The organism is Streptomyces sp. R302, from assembly GCF_012927245.1.
Taxonomy (GTDB): domain Bacteria; phylum Actinomycetota; class Actinomycetes; order Streptomycetales; family Streptomycetaceae; genus Streptomyces.
On the sequence record NZ_JABBGE010000008.1, the window covers coordinates 158,366 to 173,150 of the forward strand.

10 protein-coding genes are annotated in these 14,785 nt (G+C 70.6%); 5 read left to right on the forward strand and 5 right to left on the reverse strand.

Going from position 1 to position 14,785, the window contains the following annotated elements:
- Positions 1-15: 15 nt before the first annotated feature.
- From glpK to HHL19_RS24905, 3 genes are all read right to left on the reverse strand, one after another.
- A complete protein-coding gene (gene glpK, locus HHL19_RS24895; protein WP_169092575.1) occupies positions 16-1,542 on the reverse strand; it encodes a glycerol kinase GlpK in 1,527 nt (508 codons plus the stop codon).
- A 62-nt stretch (positions 1,543-1,604) separates the two neighbouring features.
- Positions 1,605-2,390, reverse strand: a complete 786-nt coding sequence (locus HHL19_RS24900; RefSeq protein WP_169092576.1) for an MIP/aquaporin family protein — start codon at positions 2,388-2,390, stop codon at positions 1,605-1,607.
- 276 nt (positions 2,391-2,666) lie between these two features.
- Positions 2,667-3,431, reverse strand: coding sequence for an IclR family transcriptional regulator (locus HHL19_RS24905; RefSeq protein ID WP_169092577.1), 765 nt, complete (start codon positions 3,429-3,431; stop codon positions 2,667-2,669).
- A gap of 255 nt (positions 3,432-3,686) precedes the next feature.
- On the opposite strand from HHL19_RS24905, the gene metH reads away from it, so the two are divergent.
- The 4 genes from metH (at position 3,687) to HHL19_RS24925 (ending at position 11,793) form a co-directional block, all read left to right on the forward strand.
- Complete coding sequence (gene metH / locus HHL19_RS24910; protein WP_169092578.1) at positions 3,687-7,196, forward strand: methionine synthase; 3,510 nt, start codon at positions 3,687-3,689, stop codon at positions 7,194-7,196.
- 172 nt (positions 7,197-7,368) lie between these two features.
- Positions 7,369-8,067 (forward strand): HAD family phosphatase, encoded by a 699-nt coding sequence (locus tag HHL19_RS24915; RefSeq protein ID WP_169092579.1) that lies wholly within the window; start codon positions 7,369-7,371, stop codon positions 8,065-8,067.
- A 491-nt stretch (positions 8,068-8,558) separates the two neighbouring features.
- Positions 8,559-10,151 carry an ABC transporter substrate-binding protein gene (locus tag HHL19_RS24920; RefSeq protein WP_169092580.1) on the forward strand — a complete coding sequence of 531 codons (1,593 nt, stop codon included), beginning with the start codon at positions 8,559-8,561 and terminating at the stop codon, positions 10,149-10,151.
- A gap of 67 nt (positions 10,152-10,218) precedes the next feature.
- Positions 10,219-11,793: an ABC transporter substrate-binding protein gene (locus HHL19_RS24925; protein ID WP_169092581.1), complete on the forward strand. Its 1,575-nt coding sequence runs from the start codon at positions 10,219-10,221 to the stop codon at positions 11,791-11,793.
- A gap of 78 nt (positions 11,794-11,871) precedes the next feature.
- On the opposite strand, the gene HHL19_RS24930 is transcribed toward HHL19_RS24925, so the two are convergent.
- Together HHL19_RS24930 and HHL19_RS24935 are read right to left on the reverse strand one after the other, a co-directional pair.
- The gene (locus tag HHL19_RS24930) at positions 11,872-12,549 is read right to left on the reverse strand and encodes a response regulator transcription factor (protein ID WP_169092582.1); all 678 of its coding nucleotides are present in this window, start codon (positions 12,547-12,549) and stop codon (positions 11,872-11,874) included.
- A gap of 10 nt (positions 12,550-12,559) precedes the next feature.
- The gene (locus tag HHL19_RS24935) at positions 12,560-13,462 is read right to left on the reverse strand and encodes a RecB family exonuclease (protein WP_240981858.1); all 903 of its coding nucleotides are present in this window, start codon (positions 13,460-13,462) and stop codon (positions 12,560-12,562) included.
- 177 nt (positions 13,463-13,639) lie between these two features.
- On the opposite strand from HHL19_RS24935, the gene HHL19_RS24940 reads away from it, so the two are divergent.
- Positions 13,640-14,773 carry a site-2 protease family protein gene (locus HHL19_RS24940; RefSeq protein WP_206325770.1) on the forward strand — a complete coding sequence of 378 codons (1,134 nt, stop codon included), beginning with the start codon at positions 13,640-13,642 and terminating at the stop codon, positions 14,771-14,773.
- Positions 14,774-14,785: the final 12 nt, after the last annotated feature.

Genomic DNA, 14,785 nt, shown 5'->3' on the forward strand with positions numbered 1-14,785 from the left:
TCGGTCTACTCCTCGTCACTTCTCTTCTTCGAGCCAGCCCATGGAGCGCTCCACGGCCTTGAGCCAGTTCTTGTACTCGCTGTCGCGCTTGTCGGCGTCCATGCGCGGGGTCCACTCCGCGGCACGGCGCCAGTTGGCGCGCAGCGCGTCGGTGTCGGGCCAGAAGCCGACGGCGAGACCGGCGGCGTAGGCGGCACCGAGGCAGGTGGTCTCGGCGACCATCGGGCGCACCACGGGAGCGTCCAGGAAGTCCGAGAGGGTCTGCATCAGCAGGTTGTTGGAGGTCATGCCGCCGTCGACCTTGAGCGCGGTCAGCTCGACGCCGGAGTCCTTGGTCATGGCGTCGGTGATCTCGCGGGTCTGCCAGGCCGTGGCCTCCAGGACGGCACGGGCGATGTGCGCCTTGGTGACGTACCGGGTGAGGCCGGCGATCACACCGCGGGCGTCGGAGCGCCAGTACGGGGCGAAGAGGCCGGAGAAGGCGGGCACGAAGTAGGCGCCGCCGTTGTCCTCGACGGAGGAGGCCAGGGTCTCGATCTCGGCGGCGGACTTGATCAGGCCCATCTGGTCGCGCATCCACTGGACGAGCGAGCCGGTGACGGCGATGGAGCCCTCCAGGGCGTAGACCGGCTTCTGCTCGCCGATCTGGTAGCCGACCGTGGTCAGCAGGCCGCTGTAGGAGTTGATGATCTTGTCACCGGTGTTCATCAGCATGAAGGTGCCGGTGCCGTAGGTGGACTTGGCCTCGCCCTCGGCGAAGCAGGTCTGGCCGAAGAGCGCGGCCTGCTGGTCGCCGAGCGCGGAGGCGACCGGGACGCCGTCGAGGATGCCGCCCTTGACCGTGCCGTACACCTCGGCGGAGGAGCGGATCTCGGGGAGGATGGCCGCCGGGATGTCGATGGACTGGAGGATGCGCTCGTCCCAGGCCATCTCGTGGAGGTTCATCAGGAGGGTGCGGGAGGCGTTGGTGACGTCGGTGACGTGGACGCCGCCCCGGGTGCCGCCGGTGAGGTTCCAGATGACCCAGGAGTCCATGGTGCCGAAGAGGATGTCGCCGCGCTCGGCGCGCTCGCGCAGGCCCTCGACGTTGTCGAGGAGCCAGCGGACCTTGGGGCCGGAGAAGTAGGAGGCGAGCGGGAGGCCGGTCTCGCGGCGGAAGCGGTCCTGGCCGACGTTGCGGCCGAGCTCCTTGCAGAGGGCGTCGGTGCGGGTGTCCTGCCAGACGAGCGCGTTGTGGACGGGCTCGCCGGTGTTCTTGTCCCACATCAGCGTGGTCTCGCGCTGGTTGGTGATGCCGATGGCCTTGACGTCGGCGGCGGTGATGCCGGCCTTGACGATGGCGCCGGCGACGACCTCCTGGACGTTGGTCCAGATCTCGGTGGCGTCGTGCTCGACCCAGCCCGGCTTCGGGAAGATCTGCTCGTGCTCCTTCTGGTCGACCGAGACGATCCGGCCGTCCTTGTCGAAGACGATGCAGCGGGACGAGGTGGTGCCCTGGTCGATGGCGGCGATGAAGGGGCCGGCGGTGTGGGCGTCGGTCACGGTGTGCTCCATGGGAAGTCTGGGAAGGACGGCTCGTGGCTCTGGTGCGGTACGCGGACGGCTCAGGCGAACGCGATGTTGTAGATACCCGCGGCGATGGCGCCGCCCACCAGGGGGCCGACCACCGGGATCCAGGCGTAGCTCCAGTCGGATCCGCCCTTGTTGGGCAGCGGGAGCAGGGCGTGCACGATGCGCGGACCGAGGTCGCGCGCCGGGTTGATGGCGTAACCGGTCGGGCCGCCGAGCGAGAGGCCGATCGAGACCACGACGAAGGCGGTGATCAGGGCGCCGAGCACACCGAGGCCCTTGCCGCTGTCGTTCAGGCCCTGGGTGAGCACCGCGAGGACCAGCACGGTCGTGCCGATGATCTCGGTGGCCAGGTTCTGCCAGACGACCCGGACCTCCGGGCCGGTGGAGAAGACGCCGAGCACGGGGCCGGCGCCGCCGTTGTCGTGCGGGCCTTCGACGGCCTTCTTCCGGGGGTCGCCCACGATCTCCGGGTCGGTCAGATGGGCCTGGAACTGGCCGTAGTACGCGATCCAGACGAGGAAGGCGCCGAGCATGGCGCCCAGCAGCTGCCCGGCGAAGTAGACCGGGACATTGCTCCAGTCGCCGTCCTTGATCGCGATGCCGACGGTGACCGCAGGGTTCAGATGGGCGCCCGAGAGGGAACCGGTCATGTAGACGGCGGTCATGACCGCGAAGCCCCACCCGAAGGTGATCGCCAGCCAGCCCGCGTTCTGCGCCTTCGAGCGCTTGAGCACGACGGCGGCGACGACGCCACCGCCGAGGAGGATGAGTACGGCGGTCCCGATGACCTCGCCGATGAAGATGTCGGAGCTGGACACCCGCGACTCCTTTGTCCTACGTCCAGGGGAAGGCGGATCCCGGTTCGGCCCGGGATCCGCGCCCTCGTGTGAGGGCGTCCACGGCCCTTGGCACTGCCACACTCTAGCGCGTATTGCCGGTAGGTGTTCGACAATGCCGACCGATGAACGGAAGTTTTGCCCTGGGGTTAACAGCACGTCAAGGGTCTGGGAAGCGAAAAACCCGCCGATAACGCGATCGTTACCGACGGGTTCGCTCTCCGTGCGGACCGGCTCACCGGACCCGCGGGCGCGGCCTCAGAAGCGGCCCGCCCCCAGGTCCCGGGAGACCGCCCGGGCGCAGTCCCGCACCGCCGCCACCAGCTCCGGGCGCAGCTCCCCTTCCGGGCAGACCCGCTCCACCGCCCCGGTCACCGCCACCGCGCCCACCGGCATCCGGCGCCGGTCGTGGATCGGCGCCGCCACCGAGGCCACGCCCTCCCAGGTCTCCTCCACGTCCGCGGCCCAGCCGCGCGCCCGGGTCATGTCGAGGAGTGACTCGAAGTCCTCCAGGCCCGTGACCGTACGCGGCGTGAACGGCTCCCGCGTCACCTCCACGGCCTCGCTGTGCGCCACCGGGTCGTACGCCGACAGCACCTTGCCCAGGGCCGTGGAGTGCAGCGGCTGCATCGCGCCCACCTCCAGGACCTGCCGGCTGTCGTCCGGCCGGAAGACGTGGTGGACGATCAGCACGCCCTGCTGGTGCAGCACCCCCAGGTGCACGCTCTCCCCGCTGGACCGCGCCAGGTCGTCCGTCCACACCAGCGCCCGCGCCCGCAGCTCGTGCACGTCCAGATAGCTGTTGCCGAGCCGCAGCAGCTCCGCCCCCAGCTGGTAGCGGCCCGAGGGGGCGTCCTGCTCCACGAAGCCCTCCGCCTGGAGGGTGCGCAGGATGCCGTGGGCCGTGCCCTTGGCCAGTCCGAGCGAGGAAGCGATGTCGGACAGGCCGAGCCGGCGCTCGCCGCCCGCGAGCAGTCGCAGCATGGCCGCCGCCCGTTCAAGCGACTGGATGTTCTTCGCCATCGCCCGGCCCTTCTCCTCACCTGTCCACACACAATGCTGTTCGACAATGCTGAACACTATCGGTCGATGCCGACCTTGCCTCGCACTTGTCAGTGTCCTCGAAGAAGGGGCCGCACCGGGAGTCCTCGCACACAGGATGCCGTCCGCCCTGCGGGACGCCGTGTCCACCCCGGCCGAACCACGGTTACGCTGACCCCGTGCACCCTGTGCCCAGGGTGCAAAGCCGACAGCCGTCGCAGCCCAGGGAGCCCCTTTATGGCCTCGTTGCCGACCCCTTCCGCCGACAGCCGGAGCCGCGTCACCGCGCTCCGCGAAGCACTCGCCACCCGCGTCGTCGTCGCCGACGGCGCCATGGGCACGATGCTCCAGGCCCAGGACCCGACCCTCGCGGACTTCGAGAACCTCGAAGGCTGCAACGAGATCCTCAGCCTCACGCGGCCGGACATCGTGGCCTCGGTGCATCGTGAGTACTTCGCCGCGGGTGTCGACTGCGTGGAGACGAACACCTTCGGTGCCAATCACGCGGCGCTGGGGGAGTACGACATCGCCCACCGCGTCCACGAGCTGTCGGTGGCCGGGGCCCGGGTCGCCCGTGAGGTCGCGGACGAGTTCACGGCCGTCGACGGCCGGCAGCGCTGGGTCCTGGGCTCCATCGGTCCCGGCACCAAGCTGCCGACCCTCGGGCACGCCCCGTACACGGTGCTGCGCGACGCCTACCAGCAGAACGCCGAGGGCCTCCTCACCGGCGGCGCCGACGCGCTGATCGTCGAGACCACGCAGGACCTCCTCCAGACGAAGGCGTCCGTCATCGGCGCCCGCCGCGCCCTCGACGCCCTCGGCCACGACGTGCCGCTCATCGTCTCCGTCACCGTCGAGACCACCGGCACCATGCTCCTCGGCTCCGAGATCGGCGCCGCCCTGACGGCCCTGGAGCCGCTGGGCATCGACATGATCGGCCTGAACTGCGCCACCGGCCCGGCCGAGATGAGCGAGCACCTGCGCTACCTCGCCCGGCACTCCCGCATCCCGCTGTCGGTGATGCCCAACGCCGGCCTGCCCGTCCTCACCTCCGACGGTGCCCACTACCCGCTCTCCCCGGCCGAGCTCGCCGACGCCCAGGAGACCTTCGTCCGCGACTACGGACTCTCCCTCGTCGGCGGCTGCTGCGGTACGACCCCCGAGCATCTCCGTCAGGTCGTCGAGCGCGTCCGCGACCTCACGCCCGCCCCGCGCGACCCGCGCCCCGAGCCCGGTGCCGCCTCCCTCTACCAGACCGTCCCGTTCCGGCAGGACACCTCGTACCTCGCCATCGGCGAGCGGACGAACGCCAACGGGTCGAAGAAGTTCCGCGAGGCCATGCTGGAGGGCCGGTGGGACGACTGCGTGGAGATGGCCCGGGACCAGATCCGCGAGGGCGCGCACATGCTCGACCTGTGCGTGGACTACGTCGGGCGTGACGGCGTCGCCGACATGGAGGAGCTGGCGGGCCGGTTCGCGACCGCCTCGACCCTCCCGATCGTGCTCGACTCCACCGAGGTCGAGGTGATCCGGGCCGGTCTGGAGAAGCTCGGTGGCCGCGCGGTCATCAACTCCGTCAACTACGAGGACGGCGACGGGCCCGAGTCCCGCTTCGCGAAGGTCACCCGGCTCGCCCAGGAGCACGGCGCGGCGCTGATCGCCCTCACCATCGACGAGGAGGGCCAGGCCCGCACCGTCGAGACGAAGGTCGCGATCGCCGAGCGGATCATCGCCGACCTCACCGGCAACTGGGGCATCCACGAGTCGGACATCCTCATCGACACCCTGACCTTCACCATCTGCACGGGGCAGGAGGAGTCCCGCAAGGACGGCATCGCCACGATCGAGGCGATCCGCGAGCTGAAGCGGCGCCACCCGGACGTGCAGACCACCCTCGGTCTGTCGAACATCTCCTTCGGTCTCAATCCGGCCGCGCGGATCCTGCTGAACTCGGTCTTCCTCGACGAGTGCGTGAAGGCGGGTCTGGACTCGGCGATCGTGCACGCCTCGAAGATCCTGCCGATCGCCCGTTTCGACGAGGAGCAGGTCACCACCGCGCTGGATCTGATCTACGACCGGCGTGCCGAGGGTTACGACCCGCTGCAGAAGCTGATGGCGCTCTTCGAGGGTGCCACGGCCAAGTCCCTGAAGGCGGGCAAGGCGGAGGAGCTGGCGGCGCTGCCGCTGGAGGAGCGGCTCAAGCGGCGGATCATCGACGGCGAGAAGAACGGCCTGGAGGCCGACCTAGACGAGGCCCTGACCACCACCCCGGCCCTCGACATCGTCAACAACACCCTCCTCGACGGCATGAAGGTCGTCGGCGAGCTCTTCGGCTCCGGCCAGATGCAGCTGCCGTTCGTCCTCCAGTCCGCCGAGGTCATGAAGACCGCGGTGGCCCACCTCGAACCGCACATGGAGAAGTCCGACGCCGACGGCAAGGGCACGATCGTGCTCGCCACCGTCCGCGGCGACGTCCACGACATCGGCAAGAACCTCGTCGACATCATCCTCTCCAACAACGGCTACAACGTCGTCAACATCGGCATCAAGCAGCCGGTCTCCGCGATCCTCGAAGCCGCCGAGGAGCACAAGGCCGACGTCATCGGCATGTCCGGCCTCCTCGTGAAGTCCACCGTGATCATGAAGGAGAACCTGGAGGAGCTCAACCAGCGCGAGCTGGCCGCCAAGTACCCGGTGATCCTCGGCGGCGCCGCCCTGACCAGGGCGTACGTCGAGCAGGACCTCCACGAGATCTACCAGGGCGAGGTCCGCTACGCCCGCGACGCCTTCGAGGGCCTGCGCCTCATGGACGCCCTCGTCGCCGTCAAGCGCGGCGTCCCCGGAGCCGTACTCCCCGAGCTGAAGCAGCGCCGGGTCCCCAAGGGCACCGCCGCGCTCCAGGTCGACGAGCCCGAGCCCGGCGGCCGCTCCGACGTGGCCACCGACAACCCCGTCCCCACCCCGCCGTTCTGGGGCACCCGGGTCGTCAAGGGCATCCCGCTCAAGGACTACGCCTCCTGGCTCGACGAGGGCGCCCTCTTCAAGGGCCAGTGGGGCCTCAAGCAGAACCGGGCCGGCGACGGGCCGACGTACGAGGAGCTGGTGGAGACCGAGGGCCGGCCGCGGCTGCGCGGCTGGCTGGAGCGGCTGCACACCGGGAACCTCCTGGAGGCGGCCGTCGTCCACGGCTACTTCCCGTGCGTCTCCAAGGGCGACGACCTGATCATCCTCGACGAGGCCGGCCACGAGCGGACCCGCTTCACCTTCCCCCGCCAGCGCCGCGGCCGCCGCCTCTGCCTCGCGGACTTCTTCCGCCCGGAGGAGTCCGGCGAGACCGACGTCGTCGGCCTCCAGGTCGTCACCGTCGGCTCGAAGATCGGCGAGGCCACCGCCGAGCTCTTCGCCGCCGACTCCTACCGCGACTACCTGGAGCTGCACGGTCTCTCCGTGCAGCTGGCCGAGGCCCTCGCCGAGTACTGGCACGCGCGCGTGCGCGCCGAGCTGGGCTTCGGCGGCGAGGACCCGGCGAGCGTCCAGGACATGTTCGACCTCAAGTACCGCGGCGCCCGCTTCTCGCTCGGCTACGGCGCCTGCCCCGACCTGGAGGACCGGGCGAAGATCGCCGACCTGCTCCGGCCGGAGCGGATCGGCGTGCACCTCTCCGAGGAGTTCCAGCTCCACCCGGAGCAGTCCACCGACGCCATCGTCCTCCACCACCCCGAGGCGAAGTACTTCAACGCCCGGTGACCGACCGCTGACCGCCCGTCGACCGCGCGTCGACCGCGCGAGGAAGCCCGGACGCAAATCACAGCGCCCGCGGTGATCGCGACGTACACTGGTCGGTCCAGTGCAGGCCGGTCCTCCTCCCCGTACCGGGAGTGGGGGCCGGCCTTTCCGTCCCTCCATGGAGGTGTGCCGGATGACCAGTACGGTCCCCGCGTCCCTGTTCCGCGCCAACGGCAGCTCCGCCCTGCAGGCGGTCTTCCTCGACATGGACGGGACCCTCGTCGACACCGAGGGCTTCTGGTGGGACGCGGAGGTCGAGGTCTTCGCCGACCTCGGACACCGGCTCGACGAGGCGTGGAAGGACATCGTGGTCGGCGGCCCGATGACCCGCAGCGCCGGCTACCTGATCGACTCCACCGGCGCCGACATCACCCTCGACGAGCTGAGCGTGCTGCTCAACGAGAAGTTCGAGCAGCGCATCGAGCGCGGCGTCCCGCTCATGCCGGGCGCCGAGCGGCTCCTCGCCGAGCTGGCCCGGCACTCCATCCCCACCGCGCTCGTCTCCGCCTCCCACCGGCGGATCATCGACCGCGTCCTGGAGTCCCTCGGCCGCGACCGCTTCCACCTCACCGTCGCCGGCGACGAGGTCACCCGCACCAAGCCCCACCCGGAGCCCTACCTCACCGCCGCGCAGGGCGTCGGCGCCGACCCCGCCCTGTGCGCGGTCGTCGAGGACACCGCGACCGGCGTCGCCGCCGCCGAGGCGGCCGGCTGCCGCGTCGTCGCCGTGCCCTCCGTCACGCCGATCCCCGCCCTCCCCGGCAGGGTCGTGGTCCGCTCCCTGGAAGAGGTCGACGTGCCCTTCCTGCGCACCCTCGTCTCGGGAATCTGAGCTTTATCTGAGCTTCGGCCGGTCTTTTCCCGCGCCGCCCCCAGGAGCCCCGAGGACTTTCCCCCGGGGAATTGCTTCAGGCCATCCTTCGAATTGCGACCGCGTGACCTTGGTCACCCAGCGTGCTCGCCGAGGGGTGGCCTGAAGCCGTTCCATGCCCGGAATGCGGACGTCCGACACGCCCATGTGTCCCGTTTCGCTCACTCCCGTCCGCCTCGCGCACCGCATGACTATCGAGGTCGACGCATTCATGATCACCCTGCGATTACTCCCCACCGGCCACCCCGTCCGGCCGCGGCACCGCCGCCCACTAATCTTTTCGCGAGTACTTCGCCGCAATCACCGCGTGCGCCGGCGCATACCCAAGTCGCCGAGAACACAGGACCGATCGCAACTTCCCGGCCCGATCGCTCCCGCCCCGACCGGGCGGCCGGCGGCGGAGTGTCGTCATGACCGCTGTACCCCAGGCCGGCTGAGGAGAACGTCCCTTGATGAACCGCAAGACCTTGGTGCTGCCGGCCCTGGCCGGACTGCTCGCCCCCCTGCTCGCCGCCTGCGGCACGGGGGAGGACGCCAGAGCCATCGTCGTCGGAACCACCGACCAGTTCGTCGCCACCGAGGAGGCCCCCGCCCCCCTCGACCCGGCCTACGCCTACGACACCGGCGCCTGGAACATCCTCCGCCAGACCGTCCAGACCCTGGTCCACGTCCCCCGCGGCGGCGGCCGTCCCGTCCCCGAGGCCGCCGAGACCTGCGCCTTCACCGACACCGCCAGCGAGAGCTACCGCTGCGTCCTGCGCTCCGGCCTCACCTTCGCCGACGGCACCCCCGTCACCGCCGAGGACGTCAAGTACTCCATCGACCGGGTCCGGAAGATCAAGTCCGACAACGGCGCCGCCGCCCTCCTGTCGACCGTCGACACCGTCGAGACCAAGGGCGACCGCGAGGTCGTCTTCCACCTCAACGCCCCCGACGCCACCTTCCCGTACAAGCTCTCCACCCCCGTCGCCGGCATCCTCAGCAAGGACAAGTACGCCGCCGACCGGCTCCGCGAGGGCTTCGTCGTGGACGGCTCCGGCCCGTACACCCTCAGGACCGAGCAGAACGGCGACCGGGCCACCCGCTTCGTCTTCTCCCGCAACCCCCGCTACAAGGGCGACATCACGCCCCGCAACGAGCGCGTCGAGCTCCGCGCCTTCGCCGACGCCGGCACCATGGGCAAGGCCCTGGAGAGCAAGGACATCGACCTGATGGCCCGCTCCCTCTCCCAGGAGCAGGTCCGCGACCTCACCGAGAGCCCCGCCGCCGGCATCCGCGTCTCCGAGGTCCCCGGCCTGGAGATCCGCTACCTCGGCTTCAACACCAAGGCCCCCGCCGTCGAGGAGAAGGCCGTCCGCCAGGCCATGGCCGCCGTCATCGACCGCGGCGCCCTCGTCAACCGCGTGTACGGACCCACCGCCGAGCCGCTCTACTCGCTCATCCCCTCCAGCATCAGCGGCCACGCCACCCCCTTCTACGAGGAGTACGGCGAGGGCGACCCGGCCCGCGCCGCCGCCATCCTCCGCAAGGCCGGCGTGGAGACCCCGGTCAAGCTGACCCTCAACTACACCACCGACCACTACGGCGAGGAGACCGCCCAGGAGTTCGCGACGCTGAAGAACCAGCTCGTCGCGAGCGAACTCTTCGACGTCACCGTCAAGGGCACCGCCTGGTCCGAGTTCCGCCCCGCCCAGCGCCGCGGCGACTACGCCGTCTACGGCCTCGGCTGGTTCCCCGACTACCCGGACCCGGACAACTACGTCGCGCCCTTCCTCGACAGCGACAACTTCCTCGGCACCCCGTACGTCAACAAGACCGTCCGCGACCACCTCATCCCGCAGTCCCGCCGCGAGGCCGACCGCACCGCCGCGAGCCCCGTCTACCACCGGATCCAGAAGATCGTCGCCCAGGACGTGCCCGTCCTGCCGCTCTGGCAGGGCAAGCAGTACGTCGCCGCCCGCGACGACATCAACGGTGTCGAGTACGCCCTCAACACCTCTTCGGACCTGCTCCTCTGGGAGCTGAGCCGCGGCACCACCGCCTGACCCCTTCGTTGTACCCGCCGCGCAGCCACGCGCGGCCGGCCTGGCAAGAGATCACGAGGCAAGTTCTGTGAAGACGCACCACAAGTGGCTGACCGCCCCGCTCGCCGCGGGCCTCTCCGCCGCCCTCCTCGGCGGCTGCGGCACCGAGCAGGGCGCGGGCTCCGGCTCCGCCGCCGGCATCCGGGTCGGCATGTCCGACGAGATCCTGGCGACCGACCCCGCCGCCGGCTACGACCCCGGCTCCTGGCTGCTGTTCAACAACGTCTTCCAGTCCCTCCTCGCCTTCCCCAAGGGCGGCTCCCTGCCCGAGCCCGAGGCCGCCGACAAGTGCGGCTTCGGCGAGGGCAGCACCGTCTACACCTGCACCCTGCGCCCCGGCCTGAAGTTCTCCAACGGCAACCCGCTCACCTCCGAGGACGTCAAGTTCTCCTTCGAGCGCGCCCTGAAGATCGCCGACCCCTCCGGCCCGGCACCGCTGCTCTCCACCATCGACACCATCGAGACCCCCGACGAGCGGACCGTCGTCTTCCGCCTCAAGGTCCCGGACGCCACCTTCCCCAGCAAGATCGCCTCCGGCGCCGGCTCCATCGTCGACCACCGCGAGTACCCCGCCGACGCGCTCCGCACCGACGGCAAGGCCGTCGGCTCCGGCCCGTACAAGCTGGACTCCTTCGGCGACACCGAGGCCGTCTTCTCCGCCAACACCGGCTACCAGGGCACCGCCGAGCGCCGCAACGACAAGATCACCCTCAAGCTGTACCAGGGCGACCGCACCGCCCTCGCCAAGGCCTTCACCGACGGCGACCTCGACATCGCCTACCGAGGCCTCTCCGCCGCCGACATCTCCGCCCTGGAGAACGCCGGCGGCGACCACGACGTCCAGGTCGTCCAGGGCGGCAGCGCCGAGGTCCAGCACCTCGTCTTCAACATGCAGGACCCCGTCGCCGGCAAGCTCGCCGTCCGCAAGGCGATAGCCCACCTCGTCGACCGCGACGCCCTCGTCGAGGACATCTACAAGTCGACCGCCACCCCGCTCTACTCGATCGTCCCGGCCGGCATCAACGGCCACAACACCGCCTTCTTCGACACCTACGGCGCCCCCGACCAGGCCAAGGCGAAGCAGGCGCTGCGCGCCGCCGGCATCAAGGACAAGATCGCCCTCACCCTCTGGTCCACCCCCAGCCGCTACGGCCCCTCCACCGACGCCGAGCTCAAGGCCATCGCCGCCCAGCTCAACGCCAGCGGCCTCTTCACCGCCGACGTCAAGTCCGTCCCCTTCGAGCAGTACGAGAAGGACATCGCCGACGGCAAGTACGGCGTCTACGTCAAGGGCTGGGTCCCCGACTACCCCGACGCCGACAACTTCACCTCCCCCTTCTTCGGCGAGGGCAACGTCCTCGGCAACCACTACGAGAACAAGGCCATCACCGGCACCCACCTGCCGAAGACCGCCGCCACCGCCGACCGCTCCGCCACCGACAAGGAGTACGGCGCCATCCAGGACGCCGTCGCCGAGCAGCTCCCGCTCCTCCCGCTCTGGCAGGGCAAGCAGTACGCCGTCACCCGCGACGGCGTCACCGGCCTCGAATGGACCCTCGACGCCTCGACCGTCTTCCGCTTCTGGGAGCTCCGCAAGAGCTGACCCCGGTCAGGACACGGCGAAGGGCCCGGCGCGCACCCCGCGCGCCGGGCCCTTCCCCGTACCACCGCCGTACGGGCCCTACTGGCCGTTGCCCCCGGGCCGCACCAGACCGCTCTCGTACGCGTACACCGCCGCCTGCACCCGGTCACGCAGACCCAGCTTGGTCAGCACATGGCCCACATGCGTCTTCACCGTCGTCTCGCTGACGAACAGGTCCGCCGCGATCTCCGCGTTCGACAACCCCTTCGCCACCAGCTTCAGGACCTCCACCTCACGGTCGGTCAGCGTGCCCAGCGTGTCCGGCACCCGCTCCTCGCCCGTCGGCAGATGCGCCGAGTACTTGTCGAGGAGACGGCGCGTGATCGACGGGGCCAGCATCGCCTCGCCCGCCGCCACCACCCGGATCGCCTGCACCAGCTCGTTCGCCGGGGCGTCCTTCAGCAGGAAGCCGCTCGCGCCCGCGCGCAGCGCCTCCACCACGTACTCGTCCAGATCGAAGGTGGTCAGCACCAGCACCTTCGCCGGCCCGTCCCGGCCGGGCCCGGTGATCTGCCGGGTCGCCTCCACCCCGTCCATCCGCGGCATCCGGATGTCCATCAGCACCACATCGGGCTGCAGCGCCCGCACCTGGTCGAGCGCCTGCAGACCGTCACCGGCCTCGCCCACCACCGCCAGGTCCTGCTCCGCCTCCAGAATCATCCGGAAACCGGTGCGCAGCAGCGGCTGGTCGTCGACCAGGAGGACGCGAATCGTCACAGGGGCTCCTTCACGAGGCGGGCCGGTCGCCGCCCATTCTGCCCTGCACCGATTCGCCCGACTCCGCCGGGCGCGCGGAAACGATCTCCAGCGGGTACACCGGGGGAGTCCCCCCGAACTCCGGACACACCGCCCGGTGGTCGCACCAGCCGCACAGCTTCGTCGGCCGCGGCCGCCAGTCACCCGTCTCCGTCGCCGTCCGGATCGCGTCCCACAGCGCGTGCAGCTTCCGCTCCACCCGCCGCAGATCCGCCTCCACCGGGTCGTACGTCAGCACGTCCCCACTCCCCAGGTACACCAACTGCAGACGACGCGGGATCACCCCCTTCAGCCGCCACACCACCAGCGCGTAGAACGTCATCTGGAAGAGCGCGCCCTCGCTGTACTCCGGCCGCGGCGCCTTGCCCGTCTTGTAGTCGACGATCCGCACCTCGCCCGTCGGCGCCACGTCCACCCGGTCGATCACCCCGCGCAGCCGCAGCCCCGACTCCAGCTCCGTCTCCACGAACAGCTCGCGCTCGGCCGGCTCCAGACGCGCCGGATCCTCCAGCGTGAACCACCGCTCCACCAGCCCCTCGGCCTCCGCCAGCCACTGCCCGAGCCGCTCGCCCGCCGGATCGTCCGCGAACAGCTCGCCCAGCTCCGGCTTCGACTCCAGCAGCCGGTCCCACTGCCCCGGCACCATCGCCTTCGCCCGCGGCACCGTCCGCTCCGCCGCCGGATCGTCGAAGAGCCGCTCCAGCACCGCGTGCACCAGCGTCCCGCGCGTCGCCGCCGCGCTCGGCTTCTCCGGCAGCCGGTCGATGACCCGGAACCGGTACAACAGGGGACACTGCATGAAGTCGCTCGCCCGCGAGGGCGACAGCGACATGGGCGCCCGGGGCCCCTCCGGGAGCCGCTCGCTCGTACTCATGACACAGACCCTACGGCCCGCCACCGACAGCGAGCCGCATACCATCGACGCATGACCCGTCGCACCGCATGATCGACCCGTGACGCGGCGGCGCGGTCACCCCCGCGACGAGAGGAACCCGTGAACCAGGACGAGCCCAAGCCGCAGCGGACCGAGGAACCCGGCGGCGGGATCCTGATGGGCCGCCCCTTCGGCGTGCCCGTCTACGTCGCCCCCAGCTGGTTCCTCGTCGCCGCCCTCATCACCTGGGTCTTCGGCGACCAGATCGAACGCGTCCTGCCCGAACTCGGCGCCGCCCGCTACCTCGTCTCCCTCTTCTTCGCCGTCGCCTTCTACGCCTCCGTCCTCGTCCACGAACTCGCCCACACCATCGCCGCCCTCCGCTTCAAACTCCCGGTGCGGCGCATCCAGCTCCAGTTCTTCGGCGGCGTCTCCGAGATCGAGAAGGAGTCCGAGACCCCCGGCCGCGAATTCGTCCTCGCCTTCGTCGGCCCCCTCCTCTCCCTCGCCCTCGCCGGCGTCTTCTACCTCGCCATGCAGGCCGTCGCACCCGGCACCGTGCCCGGCGTCCTCCTCGCCGGCCTGATGATCTCCAACCTCATCGTGGCGATCTTCAACCTCCTGCCCGGCCTGCCCCTCGACGGCGGCCGGATGCTCCGCGCGGTCGTCTGGAAGCTCACCGGCAAGCCCATGACCGGCACCATCGCCGCCGCCTGGGTCGGCCGCGCCCTCGCCGTCACCGTCCTCATCGGCCTCCCCCTCCTCACCCGCACCGGCTGGCTCGGCAACTCCACCGCCGACATCGACGGCTTCACCACCGTCACCGACGCCCTCCTCGCCGCCATCCTGGCCGCCATCATCTGGACCGGTGCCGGCAACAGCCTCCGCATGGCCCGGCTGCGCGAACACCTCCCCGAGCTCCGCGCCCGAGCCCTCACCCGCCGCGCCATCCCCGTCGAACCCGCCACCCCCCTCTCCGAGGCCCTCCGCCGCGCCAACGAGGCCGGCGCCCGCGCCCTCGTCGTCGTCGACCCCACCGGCGACCCCACCGGGATCGTCCGCGAGGCCGCCATCGCCGCCGTCCCCCAGCACCGCCGCCCCTGGGTCGCCGTCACCGCCCTCGCCCAGGACCTCACCGACGGCATGCGCGTCCCCGCCGAGCTCACCGGCCAGCCCCTCCTCGACCACCTCCGCACCACCCCCGCCACCGAGTACCTCGTCGTCGAGGAGACCGGCGAGATCTACGGCGTCCTCGCCACCACCGACGTCGAGCGCGCCTTCGTCAAGGCCATGGCACGACCGTCCCAGTAACACCGGTACTCT

What these genes read in the sequence shown, in the direction of transcription:
- HHL19_RS24905 (WP_169092577.1), bottom strand. Translation starts at nt 3,431, where the DNA reads ATGGCGAAGAACATCCAGTCGCTTGAACGGGCGGCGGCCATGCTGCGA.
- metH (WP_169092578.1), top strand. Translation starts at nt 3,687, where the DNA reads ATGGCCTCGTTGCCGACCCCTTCCGCCGACAGCCGGAGCCGCGTCACC.
- HHL19_RS24915 (WP_169092579.1), top strand. Translation starts at nt 7,369, where the DNA reads ATGACCAGTACGGTCCCCGCGTCCCTGTTCCGCGCCAACGGCAGCTCC.
- HHL19_RS24920 (WP_169092580.1), top strand. Translation starts at nt 8,559, where the DNA reads ATGAACCGCAAGACCTTGGTGCTGCCGGCCCTGGCCGGACTGCTCGCC.
- HHL19_RS24935 (WP_240981858.1), bottom strand. Translation starts at nt 13,462, where the DNA reads ATGAGTACGAGCGAGCGGCTCCCGGAGGGGCCCCGGGCGCCCATGTCG.
- HHL19_RS24940 (WP_206325770.1), top strand. Translation starts at nt 13,640, where the DNA reads ATGGGCCGCCCCTTCGGCGTGCCCGTCTACGTCGCCCCCAGCTGGTTC.